The sequence below is a fragment of the Streptomyces sp. NPDC014889 genome (assembly GCF_043081205.1).
In the GTDB taxonomy this organism is placed as follows: domain Bacteria; phylum Actinomycetota; class Actinomycetes; order Streptomycetales; family Streptomycetaceae; genus Streptomyces.
Genome location: NZ_JBIBWH010000010.1, coordinates 90,890 through 110,054 on the forward strand (window position 1 = coordinate 90,890; position 19,165 = coordinate 110,054).

General features: G+C 69.8%; 20 protein-coding genes. 11 read left to right on the top strand and 9 right to left on the bottom strand.

What is annotated here, in order from left to right; genetic code table 11:
- Positions 1-26: 26 nt before the first annotated feature.
- The 4 genes from ACF09J_RS21180 to ACF09J_RS21195 are packed head-to-tail and all read left to right on the top strand — an operon-like array spanning position 27 to position 3,941.
- Positions 27-1,421 (top strand): putative T7SS-secreted protein, encoded by a 1,395-nt coding sequence (locus ACF09J_RS21180; protein ID WP_392306997.1) that lies wholly within the window; start codon positions 27-29, stop codon positions 1,419-1,421.
- Positions 1,418-2,746: a hypothetical protein gene (locus ACF09J_RS21185; RefSeq protein ID WP_392306998.1), complete on the top strand. Its 1,329-nt coding sequence runs from the start codon at positions 1,418-1,420 to the stop codon at positions 2,744-2,746. Before ACF09J_RS21180 ends, ACF09J_RS21185 begins: the two co-directional genes overlap by 4 nt.
- Positions 2,743-3,354 carry a hypothetical protein gene (locus tag ACF09J_RS21190; protein WP_392306999.1) on the top strand — a complete coding sequence of 204 codons (612 nt, stop codon included), beginning with the start codon at positions 2,743-2,745 and terminating at the stop codon, positions 3,352-3,354. Before ACF09J_RS21185 ends, ACF09J_RS21190 begins: the two co-directional genes overlap by 4 nt.
- Positions 3,351-3,941, top strand: coding sequence for a hypothetical protein (locus ACF09J_RS21195; protein ID WP_392307000.1), 591 nt, complete (start codon positions 3,351-3,353; stop codon positions 3,939-3,941). The genes ACF09J_RS21190 and ACF09J_RS21195 overlap by 4 nt, the downstream gene beginning before the upstream one ends.
- Here ACF09J_RS21195 and ACF09J_RS21200 read toward each other — a convergent pair.
- The 3 genes from ACF09J_RS21200 to ACF09J_RS21210 are packed head-to-tail and all read right to left on the bottom strand — an operon-like array spanning position 3,933 to position 5,610.
- The gene (locus tag ACF09J_RS21200) at positions 3,933-4,553 is read right to left on the bottom strand and encodes a hypothetical protein (protein ID WP_392307001.1); all 621 of its coding nucleotides are present in this window, start codon (positions 4,551-4,553) and stop codon (positions 3,933-3,935) included. The genes ACF09J_RS21195 and ACF09J_RS21200 overlap by 9 nt on opposite strands.
- Complete coding sequence (locus ACF09J_RS21205; protein WP_392307002.1) at positions 4,550-4,750, bottom strand: DUF397 domain-containing protein; 201 nt, start codon at positions 4,748-4,750, stop codon at positions 4,550-4,552. Before ACF09J_RS21205 ends, ACF09J_RS21200 begins: the two co-directional genes overlap by 4 nt.
- 8 nt (positions 4,751-4,758) lie before the next feature.
- Positions 4,759-5,610, bottom strand: coding sequence for a helix-turn-helix domain-containing protein (locus ACF09J_RS21210; protein WP_392307003.1), 852 nt, complete (start codon positions 5,608-5,610; stop codon positions 4,759-4,761).
- A gap of 232 nt (positions 5,611-5,842) precedes the next feature.
- Between ACF09J_RS21210 and ACF09J_RS21215 the strand changes: the two genes are divergently transcribed.
- Both ACF09J_RS21215 and ACF09J_RS21220 read left to right on the top strand, forming a co-directional pair.
- The gene (locus ACF09J_RS21215; protein ID WP_392307004.1) at positions 5,843-6,250 is read left to right on the top strand and encodes an ATP-binding protein; all 408 of its coding nucleotides are present in this window, start codon (positions 5,843-5,845) and stop codon (positions 6,248-6,250) included.
- Between the two features lie 33 nt (positions 6,251-6,283).
- On the top strand, positions 6,284-7,171 hold the full coding sequence (locus ACF09J_RS21220; protein ID WP_392307005.1) for a hypothetical protein: 888 nt from the start codon (positions 6,284-6,286) through the stop codon (positions 7,169-7,171).
- 75 nt (positions 7,172-7,246) lie between these two features.
- On the opposite strand, the gene ACF09J_RS21225 is transcribed toward ACF09J_RS21220, so the two are convergent.
- The 3 genes from ACF09J_RS21225 to ACF09J_RS21235 form a co-directional block, all read right to left on the bottom strand.
- Positions 7,247-7,786, bottom strand: a complete 540-nt coding sequence (locus ACF09J_RS21225) for a hypothetical protein (RefSeq protein ID WP_392307006.1) — start codon at positions 7,784-7,786, stop codon at positions 7,247-7,249.
- A 297-nt stretch (positions 7,787-8,083) separates the two neighbouring features.
- Positions 8,084-9,169 carry a hypothetical protein gene (locus ACF09J_RS21230; RefSeq protein ID WP_392307007.1) on the bottom strand — a complete coding sequence of 362 codons (1,086 nt, stop codon included), beginning with the start codon at positions 9,167-9,169 and terminating at the stop codon, positions 8,084-8,086.
- On the bottom strand, positions 9,166-9,816 hold the full coding sequence (locus tag ACF09J_RS21235) for a hypothetical protein (RefSeq protein ID WP_392307008.1): 651 nt from the start codon (positions 9,814-9,816) through the stop codon (positions 9,166-9,168). Before ACF09J_RS21235 ends, ACF09J_RS21230 begins: the two co-directional genes overlap by 4 nt.
- Positions 9,817-10,064: 248 nt before the next feature.
- Between ACF09J_RS21235 and ACF09J_RS21240 the strand changes: the two genes are divergently transcribed.
- The 4 genes from ACF09J_RS21240 to ACF09J_RS21255 all read left to right on the top strand — a co-directional run bounded on the left by ACF09J_RS21240 (position 10,065) and on the right by ACF09J_RS21255 (position 15,898).
- Entirely contained in the window at positions 10,065-13,046 is a 2,982-nt protein-coding gene (locus ACF09J_RS21240) for a BTAD domain-containing putative transcriptional regulator (RefSeq protein WP_392307009.1), read from the top strand.
- A 362-nt stretch (positions 13,047-13,408) separates the two neighbouring features.
- On the top strand, positions 13,409-14,158 hold the full coding sequence (locus tag ACF09J_RS21245; RefSeq protein WP_392307010.1) for a prepilin peptidase: 750 nt from the start codon (positions 13,409-13,411) through the stop codon (positions 14,156-14,158).
- 79 nt (positions 14,159-14,237) lie between these two features.
- Positions 14,238-15,437, top strand: coding sequence for a cyclic dehypoxanthinyl futalosine synthase (gene mqnC, locus ACF09J_RS21250; RefSeq protein ID WP_392307011.1), 1,200 nt, complete (start codon positions 14,238-14,240; stop codon positions 15,435-15,437).
- 14 nt (positions 15,438-15,451) lie between these two features.
- Positions 15,452-15,898: a hypothetical protein gene (locus tag ACF09J_RS21255; RefSeq protein WP_392307012.1), complete on the top strand. Its 447-nt coding sequence runs from the start codon at positions 15,452-15,454 to the stop codon at positions 15,896-15,898.
- Positions 15,899-16,218: 320 nt separating this feature from the next.
- On the opposite strand, the gene ACF09J_RS21260 is transcribed toward ACF09J_RS21255, so the two are convergent.
- Positions 16,219-17,214 (bottom strand): chitinase, encoded by a 996-nt coding sequence (locus tag ACF09J_RS21260; protein ID WP_392307013.1) that lies wholly within the window; start codon positions 17,212-17,214, stop codon positions 16,219-16,221.
- 170 nt (positions 17,215-17,384) lie between these two features.
- On the opposite strand from ACF09J_RS21260, the gene ACF09J_RS21265 reads away from it, so the two are divergent.
- A complete protein-coding gene (locus tag ACF09J_RS21265; protein ID WP_392307014.1) occupies positions 17,385-18,077 on the top strand; it encodes a demethylmenaquinone methyltransferase in 693 nt (230 codons plus the stop codon).
- 118 nt (positions 18,078-18,195) lie between these two features.
- Here the strand turns inward: ACF09J_RS21265 and ACF09J_RS21270 are convergent, their stop codons facing one another.
- A complete protein-coding gene (locus tag ACF09J_RS21270; protein WP_392307015.1) occupies positions 18,196-18,525 on the bottom strand; it encodes a PASTA domain-containing protein in 330 nt (109 codons plus the stop codon).
- A 112-nt stretch (positions 18,526-18,637) separates the two neighbouring features.
- Positions 18,638-19,144 carry a GNAT family N-acetyltransferase gene (locus ACF09J_RS21275; RefSeq protein WP_392307016.1) on the bottom strand — a complete coding sequence of 169 codons (507 nt, stop codon included), beginning with the start codon at positions 19,142-19,144 and terminating at the stop codon, positions 18,638-18,640.
- Positions 19,145-19,165: the final 21 nt, after the last annotated feature.

Sequence of the window (19,165 nt, forward strand, 5' to 3'; positions counted from 1 at the left end):
GTCGGCCCGCCGCTCACCGCTGGTCGGTGCTGGACGAGACGTCCGATCCGATTCCCGGTGATCCCTACGAGGTCGCGAGGCTCGGCCGACAGCTGCGCAAGACCGCCGAGGCCATCGAGAAGGAGGCCCGCGAGATCAAGGCGCTGGCTTCCGTCGATAACTGGAAAGGCGAGGCCGCCAGCGAGTTCAAGGACTCGGCGGAGGGCGCGGGCGACAAGCTGCGCAAGGCCTTCAAGCGCTACGACGAGGCAGCCACCGCCCTCGGCACCCAGGTGCGCGAGAACGTGTGCAGCAAGGAGTACGCCTCCGAACTGCGTCGGGCCCAGCAGATGGCGGACGATGCCCTGGCCGACGCGGAGCAGGCCCACGGTGACATCACCTCGGCCCAGCGCTCCCTCGACGGGCAGCCGGACGACACTCCGAAGGACGATCCGGACGCCAAGAAGTACAACCGCCAAAAGGAGCAGGCCTCTTCCAGCCTGAAGGCGGCGAGGGAGGCCCTCCAGACCGCGAAGGGGATCCGCGACCGCGCCGCGAAGGCTGCCGCCGAGGCGATTTACGACGTCATCGAGGGCGACGGGCTCAAGGACGGCTGGAAGGACAAGTTCAAGAACTGGGTACATGAGAACGCCGGCTGGCTCAAGGAAATCTCCAAATGGGCGGGGCGCATCGCTTTGTGGGCGGGTGTGGCGGCGCTCGCCCTTGGATGGATCCCCGTCATCGGACAGTTCATCGCCGCCGTGGCAAACGCGGTGGCGCTGCTGGCCAGCATCGTCGCGCTTGTCACCGACGTGGTGCTCTGGCTGGGCGGCGAGGGAAGCTTGAAAACGGTATTTCTCGACGCTGTGGGCCTTGCGACGTTCGGCATCGGGCGGGCTGCCATGGCAGGTGCCAGGGGAGCGGCGGCCGGGACCAAGGCCCTGGCCCGCAGCAACCTGTTCAAGCAGGCCATCGCCTCGGGCATGAAGACGAACAAGGCGTGGAGATTCGCCAACGACGGTGCCCAGGGAACGATTCGCGGAGGGGCGGCGGCCAAGGCCCTGGCAGCCATGGCGAAAGGGAAGCTACCGACGCGGAGCAACTTCAGGGAGGGGTTCAGCCCAGGTGCCATCTACCGGGATACCGTGGGCGGCGTGAAGTCGATCGGTAACGCGTTCTCGAAGCAGGCTTGGCGGGAAGGAGCCCGCGGGATGACTGCACCGCGCTCTCTGACCACACTTGACCCCGAACTCGCCAGGGCCGCCTCTGATCTCAAGGGCATCGCACCTGCGGCTCTGAAGTTGCCGGATGTCGCCCATGGGGTGAGCAACTTCTCGGGGCAGACCATCGTCTGGACGGGGGCGACCGCGACGGGAATGCTGGCTGGGGCCGAAGGCGCCTACGAAGTGGTCACGGGCCTCTCCCACAAGGTCATGCGGTGATCCGCGAGCCGGCGCTCAGACCTGCGGCTTCCCGCGGTCCCGGCCTCGAAATGTGCCACCGCTCACGGCTTTACCTAGACGGCGGTGACCTCGTACTGCAGACCCGGACGCGTACGCGGCGCTTTCCGGTTGGGTCCGGCGGGATCACGCGTGCGGTCTTTCTCGACCTTCCCGGTGCCGACATGGAACGCATGGGGCCCACGATCGACGGCTCGTGGGGAGAGATCCAGTTGCAGGATAGCGACGGTGCGTTGATCGCCTCCTTCGACATCGAGGGCTGGCTGCCCGAGTCGCCGGTGCTTCCCAAGCGGACCGTCCAGGGGCAACAGCTACTCGACCGCACCGGCGTGGCTGACCTACTCAAGGCCGCGGGCATTCCTCTGCACATAGTCAGGGACAGGAACGACCCCCTCGCGACACCCAGTTCGAGTCGCCGTCGGGCCAAGTCCCTGGCTCCTGGGACTGCGTTCCCGCTGTGGTACTGGGGAGTTCGAGCCGTGGCCGGAGCAGTCTGGTTCGCCCTGTTCACGGTGATCCTTTTCTTCGAGACGACTGAGCCCTGGGTCATTCTGCTGTTGGCTGTCGCCGCCCTCGTCGGCCCGGTGGCGCGGCTTGCCCTCCGGGCGTGGACCCGGCTCCGTCTGCGGCGGTGCGTTCCCGTCGTACGGGAACGGGTCCGGCCCGTGCCCGCAGCAGGGCTAGGCGCGACTGTCAGGTTTTGCCGGGACACCGAGTTGCGTGTACAGGACCGAGATCTTGTCCTGCGCGACCTCGGCGGGCGGGAATACTGGCTTCCGCTCACCGGTCCGCACGCTCTGACTTCTCTGGTGCTCGTGCATGACCGGACAGGCCAGCCCCTCGGCGTCGAACTGCGAGGCTCACACGACCAGGTGCGAGCCGTACTCCCGTGGCAAGTCTGGTTCGGCGGCGAGAGTGGCGCGGACGGCTGGTCCAGGCTGCGCCGAGCCACCGGACTGTCCTTTTCCGAGCGCAGGTTGAGCGGGAAGGCTCTCTGGCCCAAGCAATCTGTACTCGGCCCCCAACTGCGCCCCGAATCCGTCCGGACGGCGCGTGGTCTGGCCCGTTTTCCCAGCACCATCGCCGGCCTGTCGTCCACGGCCATCATGGCGTTCGGATCGTGGTTCTCCATCGGCCAGGGTCTCTGGATCGAGGACGCACACCCCCGGGCGGCAATGGCGGCGATCCTCGCGGGGGCGGTCGGCCTCGTCCTTCAGGCGGCGCCCTACGCGGCACACCAACTGCGCAGCCGTCTCTGGCTGGAACGACCGGCGCCGGAACAGACACCCACGGAGCAGTTCGTATGAACCAGACCGAGGAGACCGCCCCTCCGGGCGATTACCGACTGCTGCTTCCCGACGGGTGGTTCCGGATCCTCCTGGAGCCCGACCAGCGGAACAAGTCGATCGACGCGCTCGTGGAGCGACAGTTCCGCGGCATCGACAACGCGCCGCACCTGAAGGAGGACCTCCGCAGAGACCTGCGGCGGCGCGCTGCCAAGGCACACCGCAGCGGTGGTATCGAGCTGTACCTCAGCCTCCAGGAGGTCGGCCCCTTCACCATTCCCGCCTCGCTGCTGGTCACCCTGGCGCCACTGCGGCACCCCGAGCCGCTGCCGCTGGAAGCCTTGGCACAACGCTTCGCCGCCGAGGGCGAAGGATCGGTGAGTATCGAGGAACTGCGCACGGGTCCCGCCGTCCGGATCCGCAGGCTGATGCCGCAAGCCGGCGACGAGGAGGGCACCGAGTCCACGCACAACTCACTCTCGGTGGAGTATCACCTCCCCGTCCCGCGCACCACCGCGTTCCTTCTGCTGACCTTCTCCACACCACTTGAGGCGATCGCCGACGCTATGGCGGGACTCTTCGACGCGATCGCCGACTCGCTCACCTGGACGGAGTGGCCCACAACATGACGGACGACCTCTCGAACCTCGGCCTGGAGTTCTCCGAGGACTGGGTTCCCTTCCCCGGCGCCGGGAGTGTGGACCTGGACTCATGGGCCAAGCAACAGGGGGAGGAACTCGCCCAGCGATACGCGCAGGATGGTGAGCAGGGCGACGCCCGCCGCCTGGCCCGGAGCCTCAAGCACACGGCCGCCGACTGCCACACCCGCGAGCCACTGGCCGCCTTCGGCTGGTACGTGAGCGGCCACGAGACGGTGGCGGCCATCATGGAACTCGACGCCATCCACCCCGACGAGACGTTCCCCGAGGTCACCCTCGACCTGCTGGTCGAGCACATGTCCGGTCACGACTTCGGCGAACCGGACGTCCGCGAGGTACGGCTCCCCCTCGGCGACGCGGTCCGCATCCGGCAGAACCTCATCGGCGAGAAGAAGGGCTTCTTCGGCCCACGCCCGGTGATCCACACGGTGTTCTACGGCATTCGCCCGGACGGCATGGAGACGGCCCTCACGATGCTGGTCTCCTGGACGGAACCGGTCCTGGACGAGCCGGCTGAGCGGCAGGCCGACGAGATCGCGAAGACGCTCTCACTCTGACAGCAACCGCCGGTACGCCGCGATGCGCCGATGCATGAAGATCCGGGAAGCACCCAGCAAGAGCAGCAGAGCCGCGACCGTACCGGCCGCAATCCGCAGTCCTGCGGCGTGCAGCTCACCGTTCACCAGCAGAACGAGAAGAACGACGAGCGGGATTCCGATGAGCACCGGCCGCAACGGCTGCCGCCGGATCGCACCGTAGTAGTCGATGGCGATCCTGGCGTGCAGCAGCTTCACCTCGCTGCGTGCCTCCGGCAGCGTCAGCACCGGCACGGGCCAGGAACGCATTCCGGGCAGCCGACCGCCGTCGGTGGCATCGGGATACCGTTCCCTCGTGCGCGCAGCCCGCTCAGGCTCGTCCGGCAGGCGCCGGAAGACGAAGAAGGGTGTGCCGGACTCTCGCAGGTCCGGATCCAGCCCGGCGTAGCGGTAGCCGTACTGCTCGGCAAGGTACGCGAACTGCGCGAACTTCCGGAGCGACGGCCACGGGATCTGTGTTGAGTACGAGAAATCAACGTCGATCGGAACGTTTGGTGCGCCCAGGGATTGCATGTACGCGACGTTCTGTGCCGTTTCGCGCAGGAGCTTCTTCAGGTGCCGCCGCAGGCTCAAAGCTCCTCTTTCGCCGCCGCTTTGAGCGAGTCGAGAAAGGTGGCGAAGGCCCCGGCTGGGAAGGAGAGGGTGGCTCGGGCGGGAGCCTTTGAGTCACGGACGGCTATGCGGGTGTGGCGGTGGGCGATCTCTACGCAGGCGTTGCCGTCGCCCCCGCCGGAGTAGGACGACTTCTGCCAGGTGTCGGGCGTGGTCATGGTGTGCCTCACAACTCCTTCGCCAGCCTGTGGATGAAGTCACGCGAACGTGTGGGTTCCAGTGACACGGCCTCTACCCTACGAAAGAGGGTTCGAAAGCGTCGGAGTTGGGCCTCGGCGTCGATGAACACGGTGCCGTGGGGCCCGTCGCGTACCACGGTGTCCAGCTGTGGGACTTGGCCGCCGGCGTACACCATGGCGCTGCCTGCTCCGGCGAAGCCGTCGAGATCGAAGGGGATGACCCGCACGGTGACGTGATCGGCCTCTGAGATTTCCAGGATCCGGAGGAGCTGGGTACGGGCTGTGGCGGGGTCGTCGACCTTGATGCGCAAAGCAGCCTCGTGGACGACGGTCTCGTACCGGATCGGGTTGGAGCGCTCAATGATGATCCTCCGCTTCATGCGGTGCTCCACCCGGCGCTCCACCTCACCCTCCGGAAAGTCTGGGTTGACGTAGGAGAAGAGGGCGCGGGCGTAGCTTCCTGTCTGTAGAAGGCCAGGAACATGCAGGAAGTCGACGTCCCATCGATGACTGGCGTGGTGCTCCAACTCGGCCAGGTCTAGAAATGAGTTGGGCAGGAGACCCCGGTACTCCTCCCACCAACCGCGTGTTCGGTCGGTCGCCATGTTCACCAGCGCATCGATCAATTCCTGGTCTGTGCAGGAATAGTGAGCCGCGACCAGGCGCAGGCGGGTCTCGCTGATGCCTGCGATCCCGGCCTCGATCTGACTCACTCGTGCCGAGTCGATTCCGATCAGCGCTGCCGCATCACGTCCGTTGAGGCCTGCGGCCTCGCGCAGCTTTCGTAGCTCGGCGCCGAGACGCTCCTGGCGTGCAGTCGCCTGCTGCCTGCGTGGCATGGCTTCCTCCCTGAGGCCACCGCCCTGCAACGGTGCCTCGTTCGAGCGGCAGATTACGCAACGGCTTGCGCCGGACCAAAATTGGCCCCTACCTTCAGTGACGCGACGCATACGCTGCGGCAACCCGGGGCCCCGGAAGCGCACCGCTCCGTCCTGCCACGACGGCTGCGGCAAGGCCACCGCCCGTCACCGCGGCGTCATCCCTACCCCGCCTCACGTCACTGGAGTACCCATGCCCGAAAACGAACCGTGGGAGTACACCCTGTACATCCCCAACGACCCCCGTGCGGTCACCATCTCCCGCCGGACTCTCCGTCTGATCCTCACGATGCACGGCCTCCTCCGGGTCGCAGACACGGCCGAGCTGCTGGCAACGGAGTTGGTCTCCAACGCCGTACGGCACACCAAGGGTCCCGCCGGCCTGCGCGTGCGTTGGTCGGCGGGCGTACTTCGTATCGGAGCGTGGGACACCGATCCCGCACCGCCCGAGCCGCCGGCACCGCTGGAGCAGGTCGTCGGCCTGGAGGAGGGGCGCGGACTCGCCCTGGTCCGGGCCTGCGCCGACCTGTGGGGCTGGCAGCCACTGTCCAGGGAAGGCAACCGGGGCAAGTACGTGTGGTGTGACCTGGCCGCGGCGTAGCTCGTTGATCACGTCGGACAGGAAGGAGAGCTGATGGTCAGCTCGTCGCACGAGGCGTTGCACCGGGTGTTCCAGAAAGACCCCGCACTGTTGACGCGTGCCTTTCAGCGCGTGCTGCGCGTTCCGTTCCCCGAGCCGCGTGACTTTGCGGTGCTGAACGCGGACCTGACGGAGATTGAGCCGGTCGAGCGGCGTGTGGACACGCTGATGCGGGTGGAAACAGACGAGGGGGCGTACCTCCTGGTCGTCGAGGCGCAGGGGAAGAAGGACGAGGACAAGCGCAGCAGCTGGCCGTACTACCTTGCGTACCTGTATGCGAAGTACCGCTGCGAGCCAGTACTCATTGTGATCACGCAGAGTAGCGCCACTGCCCGCTGGGCAGCACGGCCCATCCGGCTGGGAGTGCCGGGCTGGCATTCACTGACCGTGAGGCCGCTTGTACTCGGTCCTGAAAATGTTCCGCTGATCGCGGACGAAAAGGAGGCCGAGCGGGACGTGTCGCTTGCCGTGCTCTCGGCCATGACGCATGGTCGGGGACCGCAGGCCGCGGCCATACTGGAACCGCTGGCTGCCGCCCTGCGGACCATCGACGCCGAGAGCGCGGCGGTCTTTGTGCAGTTCGTCGACTCATGCCTGGCCGACCCCCAGGCGAAGGAGATCTGGAGGGACCTGATGACAGCGATTCATTACTTCTTCCGGCACCCGGTGGCCGAGCAGGTACGGGAAGAAGGGCGGGTCGAGGAGAGCGTCGAAATGACACTCCGCATCCTTGAGTGGCGCGGGGTCCCGGTGCCGGAGGCTGTTCGGGAACGGGTGCTGGCGTGTACGGACCGCGAGCAGCTCAGGACATGGGCCCAGCGGGCGGTCCATGCCGCGAGCGCGGAAGACCTGTTCGTGGAGGGTGGCGATGAGGTGGTCTGAGGTATCGCCTTCGCCGAAGGCTTGAGTCGAAGTGGAGGGCGGAAGCTGTGCCGTCCTCGTCATCTGCGGCCGCGCTCAGCAGCCACCTCTTTTCGCGCGGGTGGAGACGTTCTGCCAGACGCCGTCGGCGTTCTTGGTCAGCGTGACGCTGTAGAAGACCTTCGGGTCCGAGCCTGCGGGATTCCCTTGAATCTCTTTCGTCCTGCGGTTCCTGGTGTAGGCCTTGCTCTCGTCCGTGCAGTACGTCACCACGGCACGCGTCTTCTTGTCACCGATGAGGGTGGCCCGGGGGTCGTGCGCCGGCAGTTGACCGAAGACGGTGAGGTCCTGGCTCGTGTAGGTCCTGATCCACTGTCGGTCCTGTGTAAGGCCCGGCTTGGTGTCGTAGAAGGCGAGGGCGTCGCCGCCGTCCGGTTCGTTGGCGGTGATCGCGGCGTAACCCGCCCGGAGTTGTTCCTTGGTGTCGTTGAGGATGGCCTGCTCGACACTGTCACTGCTCGTCCAGTTGTCGAACGTCAGCTGGAACTCCGTCGGAAGCCTGACGCTGGGGCGCTGGATCCCGGATACCTGCTGCGCCGGCGCGGAAGCCGACGGAATGTCACCCGCCGTCTCCACCCCCTTGGTGTCATGGGACGTGGTTCCCCCGCCTGCACCGCAGGCTGTCAGCGTGAGAGTCGCGATGGCGGTGAGTGCGGTGGCGATTGCGGGCAGGCGCGGCGGGGCCACAGTGGATCTCCCCTGGAGGACGACGATGTGAGTGGCGGGCAACGAAGCTATCAGGGGTGGCAGGAAGGGATTGGCGTGCTCGGCGGGGGATTGGGGAGGCGGCCGAGGGATGCGGCGTCGCTGTTGTGAACGGCATGGGGCGCGTAATCGGACCCATGCTCTGCAGTCGTGGTTGGCTGGTTCGTCTCAGCGGTTGATCGACTGGATTTCCTGGACGTTCATGTCCTGGGTTGTCTCGAAGGTGCCGTCGGGGAGGTCGCCGCCGCTTCCGTCGGAGCCCGTCCAGGTGATTTGCCAGGTGAGGGACGCCTTGAGGTGGTACGGCTGTCCGTTCGTGGCGCGGAGGTATCTGATGCCGCACGGTGGGGTCTTGTCCGCGTTGCCCTTCGCGTACGGGGTGCCGATCGAGCCGTCGTCGTTGATCGTGCAGTTGCCGGAGGACGGGTAGGTCTCGGCGTTCTCCGTGCCAGGTGTCAGGTGGAGGGCGACCGGCTTGGCTGTCGTCTCGGCCCAGAGGCCCGTGTTGGGCAGTTCTGCACGGACCCTGACCTCCTTGAACCTGCCCTTGTCCAGCCAGATCCAGGTCGGGAGGTTGACGGTGGACTTGGACTCGGGCTTTACCTTGATCTCGGTGCCGGGGACCTTGATCTTGTCGTAGGCGTACTCGGCAAGGGTTTTGGGGGTGGGGGAGTTCGGGTCGTTCGGGAGGTTGCCCGCGTCGACCCAGAACATGATGCGACCGCAGTCCCAGGAGTTCGGGTCGCCGGCGTTGGGGGCGACGCCGCGCCAGAAGTAGCCGCGCTTGCCGAGGTTGTAGTCCTTGTAGCCTTCGGCGGAACTGTTGACGGGCTCGTGCGCGTCGAAGTTGTCCGCGGGTTTGCCGTCGCGATAGTGGTCCGTCCACAGTTCCTTGCCGAACCACGACTCGTGGATGCCGACGTCGCCCCCGCCGTCCGAGTCCACGAACTTCTTGAGCCCGGCCGGGGTGAAGGCCGGCTCGTACCAGCACGCCGGGGGCTTCCAGTTGGGGTCGACCGTACCGAGGCTGCCCTGCTTGCCCCCGCCGTTTCCGCCGCTCACGTAAGTGATTCGGATATGGGAGACAGAGGCCTTGAGGCCTCCCTTGCCGTCGGTGCTGCCGCTCGGCTGATCAGCCGGCGGCACCGTGGTGTTGCCCTCCGGGCCGTCTGCGTACGCGTTGCTCCCGGACCCGAGTACGGCTGCGGTTGCCAGAACGGCGGACCAGCGCCGAGCCCGGGCGGGGAGCGTCATCGCTGACACTCCTTGACACGGCCCTGCACTTCGATCTGCAGAACCTTCCAGATCTTCTCGGACCCCTGCGGGGGCTTCATGAAGAGACGGAACTCCTGATAGGAGTCGAGGCTCTCCTTCGTGTATCTGATCTTCTGCGTCTTGACGTTCTTGCCGTAGAACTTGCTCTGGTCCCGGCACATCGTCACGAGCACACCACGGGACGTGCCGACGTCGTCGGTCCTGGCCTTGTAGTAGCTGTCAGTCCCAGTGGCGGTCCACTCGTCCTTCACCCATGCCTGGATCTGGTTCCGGGCGTACTTGGTGGCGTTGCCGAGCGAGTAGAACTGATAGGCAGGATCGTCGGGGTCCTGGGCCGTGATGCCGTGGTTCAAGGCCAGGATGTAGTTCTTCGCGCTGTCGAGGGCTGCCGCATGGCGGGTGTCGGACGACCGCGTGACGTCGAACTGGACCTGCAAATCGCTCGGCAGGTTCATATCGGGTTGGCCGGAACCGGAGGACGCCGACACGGTGGGCGTAGCCGTCGCGGTGTCTGCCCCCTTGATGTCGTCCGACTTGGCGTCCCCGCCCCCGCCGCAAGCGGTCAGCGTGAGTGCTGCGACGGCGGTGAGGGCGGCGGCGGTTGTGGGCAGGGCGCGGCGGGTCACGGTGGATCTCCCCCGGAGATGGCGACGTGTGCAGTGGGCAACGAAGTTATCAGGGGTGCGAGAGGGGGATTTGGGCGTTCGGTGGGGGCTGTGGGGGAAGTTGAGAGGTACGGCGTAGCTGGTGTGAACGGCGTGGGGGCGTTCGACGTTGACGGGCGGAAGCTGTGTCGACCCCGTCAATGGGTTCTCTGTAGGCTCAGTACGCCCCATTTACCGCACCCGCTTCACACACCATCAGGACGCCCGCCATGCCGCGACGCCGTAGTTCAAGCTCGACGGGAAGCCCGACGGGAGGCTCGACGGCCCCGAGGAACCGGACGCCCCAGCCGGTGCGGGTGCGGCGGCGCACGGTCGGGGACTTCGTGAAGGCGTTCCTCGCCTTCCTGGCCCTGCTCGTCCTGCTCGTCGGCGTACCGCTGGCGCTGGCCGTGCAGTTCGGGTGGCCGTTGCCGCACGGCGTGCCGAGCCTGGACTGGCTCCAGCAGGAGATCACCGTCCAGACGTTCCTGAACATCCTGACGGTCGTCGTCTGGCTCGCCTGGGCGCAGTTCACCGCCTGTGTGCTCGTGGAGATGAAGGCAGCGCTCTCCGGGGTCGGAGTGCCGGGGCGGGTACCCGGGGCCGGACCCAGTCAGCTGCTCGCGCGGCAGCTCGTCGCCGCGCTGCTGCTCATCGGGGCCACGGCCGCCAGCCTCACGCCGGGCCTGTCGCAGCTCGGGCACGGCCTGGAGGGGAACCAGAAGGGGACCGTCGCCGCCGCGCAGCAGACGCCGGGGGGACTGTTCGGGCAGCAGCGGGAGCAGACCGCGAACGCCGCGGCGGCCGTCGCCGAGCAGGCCGCGAGCGCCGCCGCGCAGGCGGAGGCCAGGCAGGGCGATACGAAGTACTACCGGATCCAGCCGCCCGAGGGACGCCACCACGACTCGCTCTGGGAGATCGCCCAGCGACACCTCGGTGACGGGCGCCGGTACAAGGAGATCTACGCGCTCAACAAGGACCGGGTCCAGCCCGACGGCTCCCGGCTGTCCGAGGCCAGCCTCATCCGGCCCGGCTGGATCATGGAGATGCCCGCGGACGCGCACGGCGGCGAGCTCGTCGAGATGCCCGACGGCGCGCCGGAGGTCTCCGAGCAGGTACGGCAGCAGATCCACGACTACGCCAAGACCGGCGACCAGGCCCAGGGCGGCGACCAGGCCCAGGCCGGCGGTCAGCAGCACGCCGACGGGCACCAGCAGGGCGGAGGGCACCAGCAGGGCGGCGGCTCCCACGCCTCCGTTCCCGCCCAGCGGCAGCATCAGGACCACAACGGTGACACCGCCGCCACCCCCGCCTCCTCGGGGCGTTCCTTCGGGCTGCCCGAAGCCCTCCTCGGCGCCCCGCTCCTCGCCGCCGGTCTCCTCGGCGCGCTCGGCCACCGCCGCCGGCAGGCGCTGTGGCAGTCGGCGCTCGGTGCCGTCGGCGGGCGGCGCGGCATGGAGCCGCCGACGCCGGCCGGGGACGCGCTGGACGTGCAGGACGCGCTGCTGGTGGGCGCCAACCCCGAGGGTGTACGGCGGCTGGACCGTTCCCTGCGCGGGCTCGCCGCCGCCCTCGCGGGCGAGTCCCGGCCGCTGCCCGTGGTCTACGCCGCCTGGCTCACCGGAGGCGACCTGCACCTCCAGCTCGCGCAGCCGGCCGGCAAGCCCCCGGCGCCCTGGCAGACCGGACAGGACGAGACGTTCTGGGTGCTCGGGCGGGCCGACGCCGAGCGGTACGAGGACGCCGACACTGCCGCCCCGTACCCCGGACTCGTCAGCCTCGGCACCATGGACGACTCGCGCCTGCTCCTCAACCTGGAGGCCGTGCCCGGCATCGTCTCGCTGAGCGGCCGCGCTGCCGACCGGACCGCCGTGTTCGCCTCCGTCGCCGCCGAACTCGCCACCAACGGCTGGTCGGACCGTATGACCGTCACCCTCGTCGGCTTCGGCCAGGACCTCACCCCGCTCGCGCCCAACCGCCTGCGCCACCTCGACGGCATCGAGGCGCTCCTCGAGACCATGGAGGCCGAGACGCTGCAGCGGCGCGGCGCGCTGGGCGCCGCCGGGCACGACTCCGTGCTCACCGGCCGCACCGGGCCCGCCCAGCACACCCGTTGGGCCCCGCACCTGGTGCTGCTGGCCGCCGAGCCCTCGGCCGAGGACGCCCGCAGGCTCGCCGAACTCGCTGCCGACGCCGCCCGGTTGGGCATCGGCTATCTCGTCGGCACGGACTCCGGTGAACTGCCCGGCGCCGCCTGGGAGATGGAGATCACCGCCGAGGGCAGGCTGCTCGCCCCGCTGCTCGGGCTCGAACTCGACGCACAGATGCTGCCGTCGGCCGAACAGCGGGCCGTGGTCGAGCTGTTCGTCGAGGCCGACCCGGAGAACGGCCCCGACGGACCGGCGCCCACCCCGCCCTTCCTCGTCGACATCAGCGAGCAGGGGCGGCCCGCGGTGTACGCGCGGCTCGTGGGCCCGTACGAGATCATCGGCCTCGACACCCCGGACGACGAGCGCAGCGCGCTGCTGCACGAGGCGCTGGCCCTGCTGCTCCTGCACCGGGAGGGCGTGCACCCGCGGGTGCTGTCCTCCGCGCTGTGGCCGCGCGGGGTCACCGACGACGTACGGGACGCGCTCGTCGAGCGGCTGCGCTCCTGGCTCGGCACCGACCCCGACGGCGCGCCCCGGCTCCGTACGGACGACACCGGGCGGCTCACCCTCGCCAAGTCCGTCGTCTCCGACCTGGACGTACTGCGCTCGCTGTACCACGAGGCCACGCAGGGGAAGGGCGCGGACAGCCGGGCCGTACGCGGCCGGCTGCTCACCGACGCGCTGGTGGTGGTCCGCGGACCGCTGCTCGCCGACCGGCCCGAGGGCCGGTACCGGTGGCTCAGCCACGAGATCGTCGACGCCCAACTGCCCCTCATCGTCGCGGACATCGGACTCGCGCTGTCCTCCTTCCACCTGGAGAGGGACCGCGCGGAGAAGGCGATCGAGGCGCTGGACGCCGCGCTGCGCACCGCCCCGGCCGACGAGCGCCTGTGGAACGAGCTGCTGCGCGCCACGCACGCCACCGGCGACACCGCCCGGCTACAGGCGCTCGCCGCCGACCTCGTCGGCCGCGGCGGCGCCCGCGGCCTGCCGCCGCGCACCGAGGCCCTGCTCGACGAACTGCTGCCGGCCTGGCGCACCGCCGTCGCCGCGGCGGGATGACCACCGTGCCGTCGACCGCTCTGCCGCTTCTCGCCGCCGCCGCGCTGTGGGGTGCGGCGGCGGGCGCGTCGCTGCCGCGGGCCGCGTACCGGTTTTCCGTTCCGTCGGGGGAGAGATGGCGGGACTGCTGCCCGGGCGGGCATCCGGTACGGGGCTGGATCGGCCGCGGGCGGTGCGAGCGGTGTGCTGCGGCGGCCCTGGTCGGCGATTCGGTCGCCGCCTCTGCCGACGGCTTGGCTGCCGCCTCTGCCGAGGGCCCGGCTGTCGCCTCTGCGGGTGGCCCGGATGCGACCCCTTCGGGCGACCCGGCCATCACCCCGGTCGGCGATTCGGCCACCGCCCCTCCTGACAGCCCGGCCACCATGCCTGCTGACGTCCCGGGCACGGACCCCGCAGCTGCCCCGGCGGACGTCGCGGCCACGACCGACCCGGTCACAACCCCCGCCGGCGACCTGCCCACCACGCCCGCCGGCCACTCGACCACCACTCCCGCCGACGACCAGGCCACCACCCCCGCCGGCGACCCGACCGGGCCCCCCACCCCCACCCCACCCCCCGCCCTCGCCTCCTACGGCCCCCGCGCGCTGCCAACAGCCGTCGTCGCGGCCCTCGTCTGCGGCGTGCTCGCCGTTGCCACCGGTGCCCGGCCCGAGCTCGTCGTCTGGCTGTTGCTCGCGCCCGTCGGTGTGCTGCTCGCGGTGGTCGACTTCCGGGTGCGGCGGCTGCCCGATGTCCTGACCCTGCCCCTCGCCGGCGCCGCCCTCGCGCTCCTCGGCCTGGCCGCCCTGGTTCCCGGGCACGCCGGGCACTGGCCGACCGCGTTGCAGGGCGCGTTCGCGCTCGGTGCCGGCTACTTCGTGCTGTTCCTCGTCAACCCCGCCGGGATGGGGTTCGGCGACGTGAAACTGGCCCTCGGGGCAGGGGCCGTCCTCGGCTGGTACGGCTGGCCCGTCGTCCTGCTGGGCACCTTCGCCGGCTTCCTGTTCGGCGCGCTGTACGGCGGCGCGCTCGTCGTCGTACGGCGGGCCGGCCGCAAGACGGCCATCGCGTTCGGGCCGTTCCTGATCGCGGGGGCGTTCGCGGGCGTGCTGATCGGCGCGTACGCAACCTGAGGGCGGCGCCGCGAAACGGCTGACGTAGGCTGGTTCGGTCTGTCCACAACCCCTTACGAACCTTGCGAAAGGGACGCCGGTGACCGAGAAGGCCGACCTTCAGTCCGTCCTCGACCGTGCCGCCGCGGGCGGACGGATCACCCCCGAGGAAGCGCTCGACCTCTACCGCGACGCGCCGCTGCACGCGCTGGGCGCCGCCGCCGACGCCGTGCGCCGCCGGAAGTACGCGGGCACCGAGCACATCGCGACGTACATCATCGAGCGCAACATCAACTACACGAACGTGTGCGTCACCGCGTGCAGGTTCTGCGCCTTCTACGCCGCCCCCAAGGACACCGAGAAGGGGTGGACCCGCGACCTCGACGACATCCTGCGGCGCTGCGCCGAGACCGTCGAACTCGGTGGCACGCAGATCATGTTCCAGGGCGGCCACCACCCGGACTACGGCGTCGAGTACTACGAGAAGCACTTCAGCGCCATCAAGAAGGCCTTCCCGCAGCTCGTGATCCACTCGCTGGGCGCCTCCGAGGTGGAGCACATGGCGCGGATCTCGGGTGTCTCCGTCGAGGAGGCCATCACCCGCATCCACGAGGCCGGTCTGGACTCCTTCGCCGGCGCCGGCGCCGAACTGCTGCCGGAGCGGCCGCGCAAGGCCATCGCCCCGCTGAAGGAGTCCGGGGAGCGCTGGCTGGAGATCATGGAGACCGCGCACCGGCTGGGCGTGGAGTCCACCTCCACGATGCTCATGGGCACCGGCGAGACGAACGCCGAGCGGATCGAGCACCTGCGGATGATCCGTGACGTGCAGGACCGCACCGGCGGCTTCCGGGCGTTCATCCCGTACACCTACCAGCCGGAGAACAACCACCTGAAGGGCCGTACGCAGGCCACCCTCTTCGAGTACCTGCGGATGATCGCGATCGCGCGCCTCTTCCTGGACAACGTGATGCACATCCAGGGCTCCTGGCTGACCACGGGCAAGGAGGTCGGCCAGCTCACCCTGCACTACGGCGCCGACGACCTGGGCTCGATCATGCTGGAGGAGAACGTCGTGTCCTCGGCCGGCGCCAAGCACCGGTCGAACCGGATGGAGATCATCGAGCTCATCCGGAAGGCGGGGCGGGTTCCGGCGCAGCGGGCGACGACGTACGAGCACCTCGTCGTCCACGACGACCCGGCGAACGACCCGGTCGACGACCGCGTGATGTCCCACATCTCGTCGACGGCGATCGCGGGCGGGACGGCCCACCCCGAGCTGAAGCTGCTCACCTCCAACTGACGTACGAGGCAGGGGTGCTGACGATTCACGCGGCGGACGCGGTCCGCGCCGGCCGGGACGCGGAGCCGGTCGAGGGCGGTGCCGTCGCGGTCGAGGGCGCCCGGGTCGCGGCCGTGGGGACGCTCGCCGAGCTGGAGCGGCGCTTTCCGCACGCGCGCGTGCGGCGCTGGCCGGGCGTGCTCGTGCCCGGGCGCGTGCACGAGGGGCCGCTGCCCGACGCGCCGAGTCCGCGCGAGCGGGTCCACGCGGTCCTCAAGCTCGGCGCGACGGCCGTGCTCGCCGGGCACGCCGACGCGCCCGGACTGCGGGAGGCCGCCGCCCGGAACGACGTCGCCGTCCTCGCCGGGCCCCGGCCCGCCGCTCTGGTGGAGGGCGGCCGAGCCGACCTCGCCGTCTTCGACGACACCGGCGCCTGCCTCGCCACGGTGTGCGCGGGCCGCCTGGTCCACCGCAGACGCTGAGCCGGCCCGCAGCCCGCCCCCGCCTCCGTGCGCGCCCGCCTCGGATGCAGGTCCCCGCCCAGCCTCACGGGCCTCACCGCCGAGCCCGCCGACCCGCTCGCCGCCCTCCGGGCTCCGCCGGCCGTCCCCAGCGCGCCGTGCGCCGCCGGGCATTCGCCGCCCCACCGGCGCGGACACCGTTCAAGGGACCGTCTCCTCGACCCGGGGCCCCCGGACGGGCGCTCACCTCAGCTGTTGGCAACCCGCCTCGGACGGCGAAGCCCGAGCCGGCCTCCGGGCGCCCGCCTCAGGCCCCGAGCCCCCGCCCCCTCACCCCAACCTCACCCGCCCAACACCCGAGCGAACTCCCCCGACTTCTGCTTCACCCCGCTGCAGTCCGTCGCCGCGTCGTCCCTGGACGGGTCGTCCTTCTCGCACTGGCGGTCGCGGAAGGTGGACCACATCGACACCCAGGCGATCCGCTTCTCCTCGGCGAAGGAGCGCACCTGGGCCGCGTCCGTGAGGGTGAAGGTCTCACCGGCGATGTCGTTGGCGCCGATCATCGGGGTGAGCGCCATGCCCTCCCAGGCGTCGGCGTCCGAGAGGCCGAAGACCTTCTTCAACTGGGCGTGGGCGGCCTTCGCGGCGGCGAGGGCGTAGTCGCCCATGTCGCCGGTGTAGGACTCGGCGTAGTTCATCGTCATGAGGTTGACGGTCGCGACCTGGACGTCGTGCTCGTTCGCGGACTCCAGCAGGGCCAGGCCGTGGGAGTCCAGCCCGGACGGCATGACGGGCAGTGTGAAGGACACCTCCAGGCCGGGGCGCCGCTTCTGCAGCAGGGCGATCGCCCGGGAACGTAGGTCGACGGAGGCGGAGTCGGTCAGCGTCCGTCCCTCGACGTCGAAGTCGGCCTGGGTCGAGCCCGCCGCGTCCAGTGCCTTCCCGTACGCGTCGGCCAGCGCGGAGGCGCTCTCACAGGTCGTCGCCAACTCCTTGCCGTCGGCCCCGCCGAAGGAGACGCGTACCGTGGCGCCCGACTTCCTCAGCTTCCCGATCCGGGACTTCGCCTCGGCGTCGTCCAGCCCCGTCATCCCGTCCCACTCCGGAGTGCAGTCACTGCCGCCGGAGATGACGAAGGCGAGGTTGTACGTCGAGGGCGAGCCGGCGGAGTCGGTGCCCGAAGCCGTGGTGGCGCTCACGTAAGGGGCGTACGAGGTGCTGGACCGGCCCGCCTTGCGGGCCGCGTCCGAGGTGCCGTCGGACATCGGGGAGCAGCCCGTGGCGGCCAGGGTGACCAGGCAGGCGAGCCCGGCCACCGGCGTCAGGAAACTCCTCATTGCGCATACACCAGCTCTCGTGACGTCCGTCCATGGATCCGAACACAGCGGGGTCCCGGTCCGGAGAGAGCCTGTCACCGGACCGGGAACCGCCTTCCGAGCCTGCCACCGAAAGCTGTGCCGCCGGGGCACTTCCGTAAAGCGCCACCCCCGCCTGCCACAATGGGCCGGTGACCCGCGCATCCCTGGACAAGCAGCCGTACGACGTCGCTTCGATGTTCGACGACGTGGCGGAACGGTACGACCTGACGAACGACGTGCTGTCCCTGGGACAGGACCGGCGGTGGCGGAAGGAGGTCGCCAGGGCGGTGGACGCCCGTCCGGCGCAGAAGATCCTCGATCTGGCCGCCGGCACGGCCACGTCCTCGCTGCCCTTCACCCGCGCCGGCGCCTACGTCGTCCCCTGCGACTTCTCGCTCGGGATGCTCCGGGTCGGCAAGCGGCGGCACGCCTGGCTGCCGTTCACGGCGGGCGACGCGACGCGGCTGCCGTTCAAGGACGACACCTTCGACGCCGTCACCATCTCCTTCGGGCTGCGCAACGTGCAGGACACCGAGACGGCCCTGCGGGAGATGTACCGGGTGACCCGGCCCGGCGGCCGCGTGGTGATCTGCGAGTTCTCCCACCCCACCTGGGCGCCGTTCCGCACGGTCTACACCGAGTACCTGATGCGCGCCCTGCCGCCCGTGGCGCGCGCGGTGTCCTCCAACCCGGACGCGTACGTCTACCTCGCCGAGTCCATCCGGGCCTGGCCCGACCAGCCCGCGCTGGCCGGGCTGCTGCGCACGGCCGGCTGGTCGAAGGTGGCCTGGCGCAACCTCAGCGGCGGGATCGTGTCCCTGCACCGGGGGTTCAAGGACTGACGGCCCTGCGGGCCGTCACACGGGGGCCCGGCCGCGGCCCCACGGGACTGACCGCGGCGCCCACGGGCCTGGCCACGGCCGCACGGGCCCGACTGCGGCCGTACGGCCCTGACCGCGGTCACACGGGACTGACCGCGTACGGGTCGCCCGGTTCGTCCAGCTCGCGCTGGAGGCCGCCGGTGGGTGGTCGCGGGATGCGCGGCTCGCGGACGCCTCCGCCGCCCTCACCGGGGCCGAAGTCGAACCACACGTACACCATGGAGTCCCGGGGCACCTCGGCGCCGGGCTGCGGGTACTGGCGGACGACGTGCTCGACGACGGTGAGATGGAATTCCGGGCGGTCCGGCGTGTTGAGGAACAGGCCCTGGGCCCGGGCGGTCTCGCGTGCGTCCACGGCCATCAGTCCGACCAGGTGCGGCACGCGCACTTCGGGTGTCTTGGGTGTCATGTACACAGACGTCACCCCCAGCGGTACTGGCAGGGTAACCGGCCAGGGGTGTCACCCGGAAGCGGCAAGTGTCTTTCTGTGACAGTCGATTACGAACAGTGACCGACCGTACTCACAGCTCCAGCCGGTAACAGTGCCCCTGCCGCTCCGACACCGGCGTCACGAAGGTCTGCGCCAGACACATGCCGAGCCGCTCGGTGACCGCGATGGACCGCTTGTTGCGCGCGTCGACCATCGCCACCACGCTCGTCAGGCCGGCCGCGCGCAGCCGCTCCAGGGTCATCCGGGCGGCCGCCGTGACGTATCCGCGGCCCCAGTGCTCGCGGCCGAGCCGCCAGCCGATCTCGATCTCGCCCGTGGGGCCCCAGTCCCGCTCCCACGGCTGGGCGCCGGTGAAGCCGATGACCCGGCCGGTCTCGTCCAGCATCGTCCACAGGCAGAAGCCGCGTTCGGCGTCGTGCCGCCGCTGACGGGCGGTGAGTTCCTCGTAGACGGACAGCTCCGCGGGGCTGCCGCCGTGGAACTCCATGACGTCCGGGTCGGCGAAGATCCGGTGCCAGGCGACGGCGTCCTCATCGGTGGGGACGCGCAGGCGTACGACGGGGAGAGCTCGGTTCACGGGGCAGCCCTTCAGCCGGGT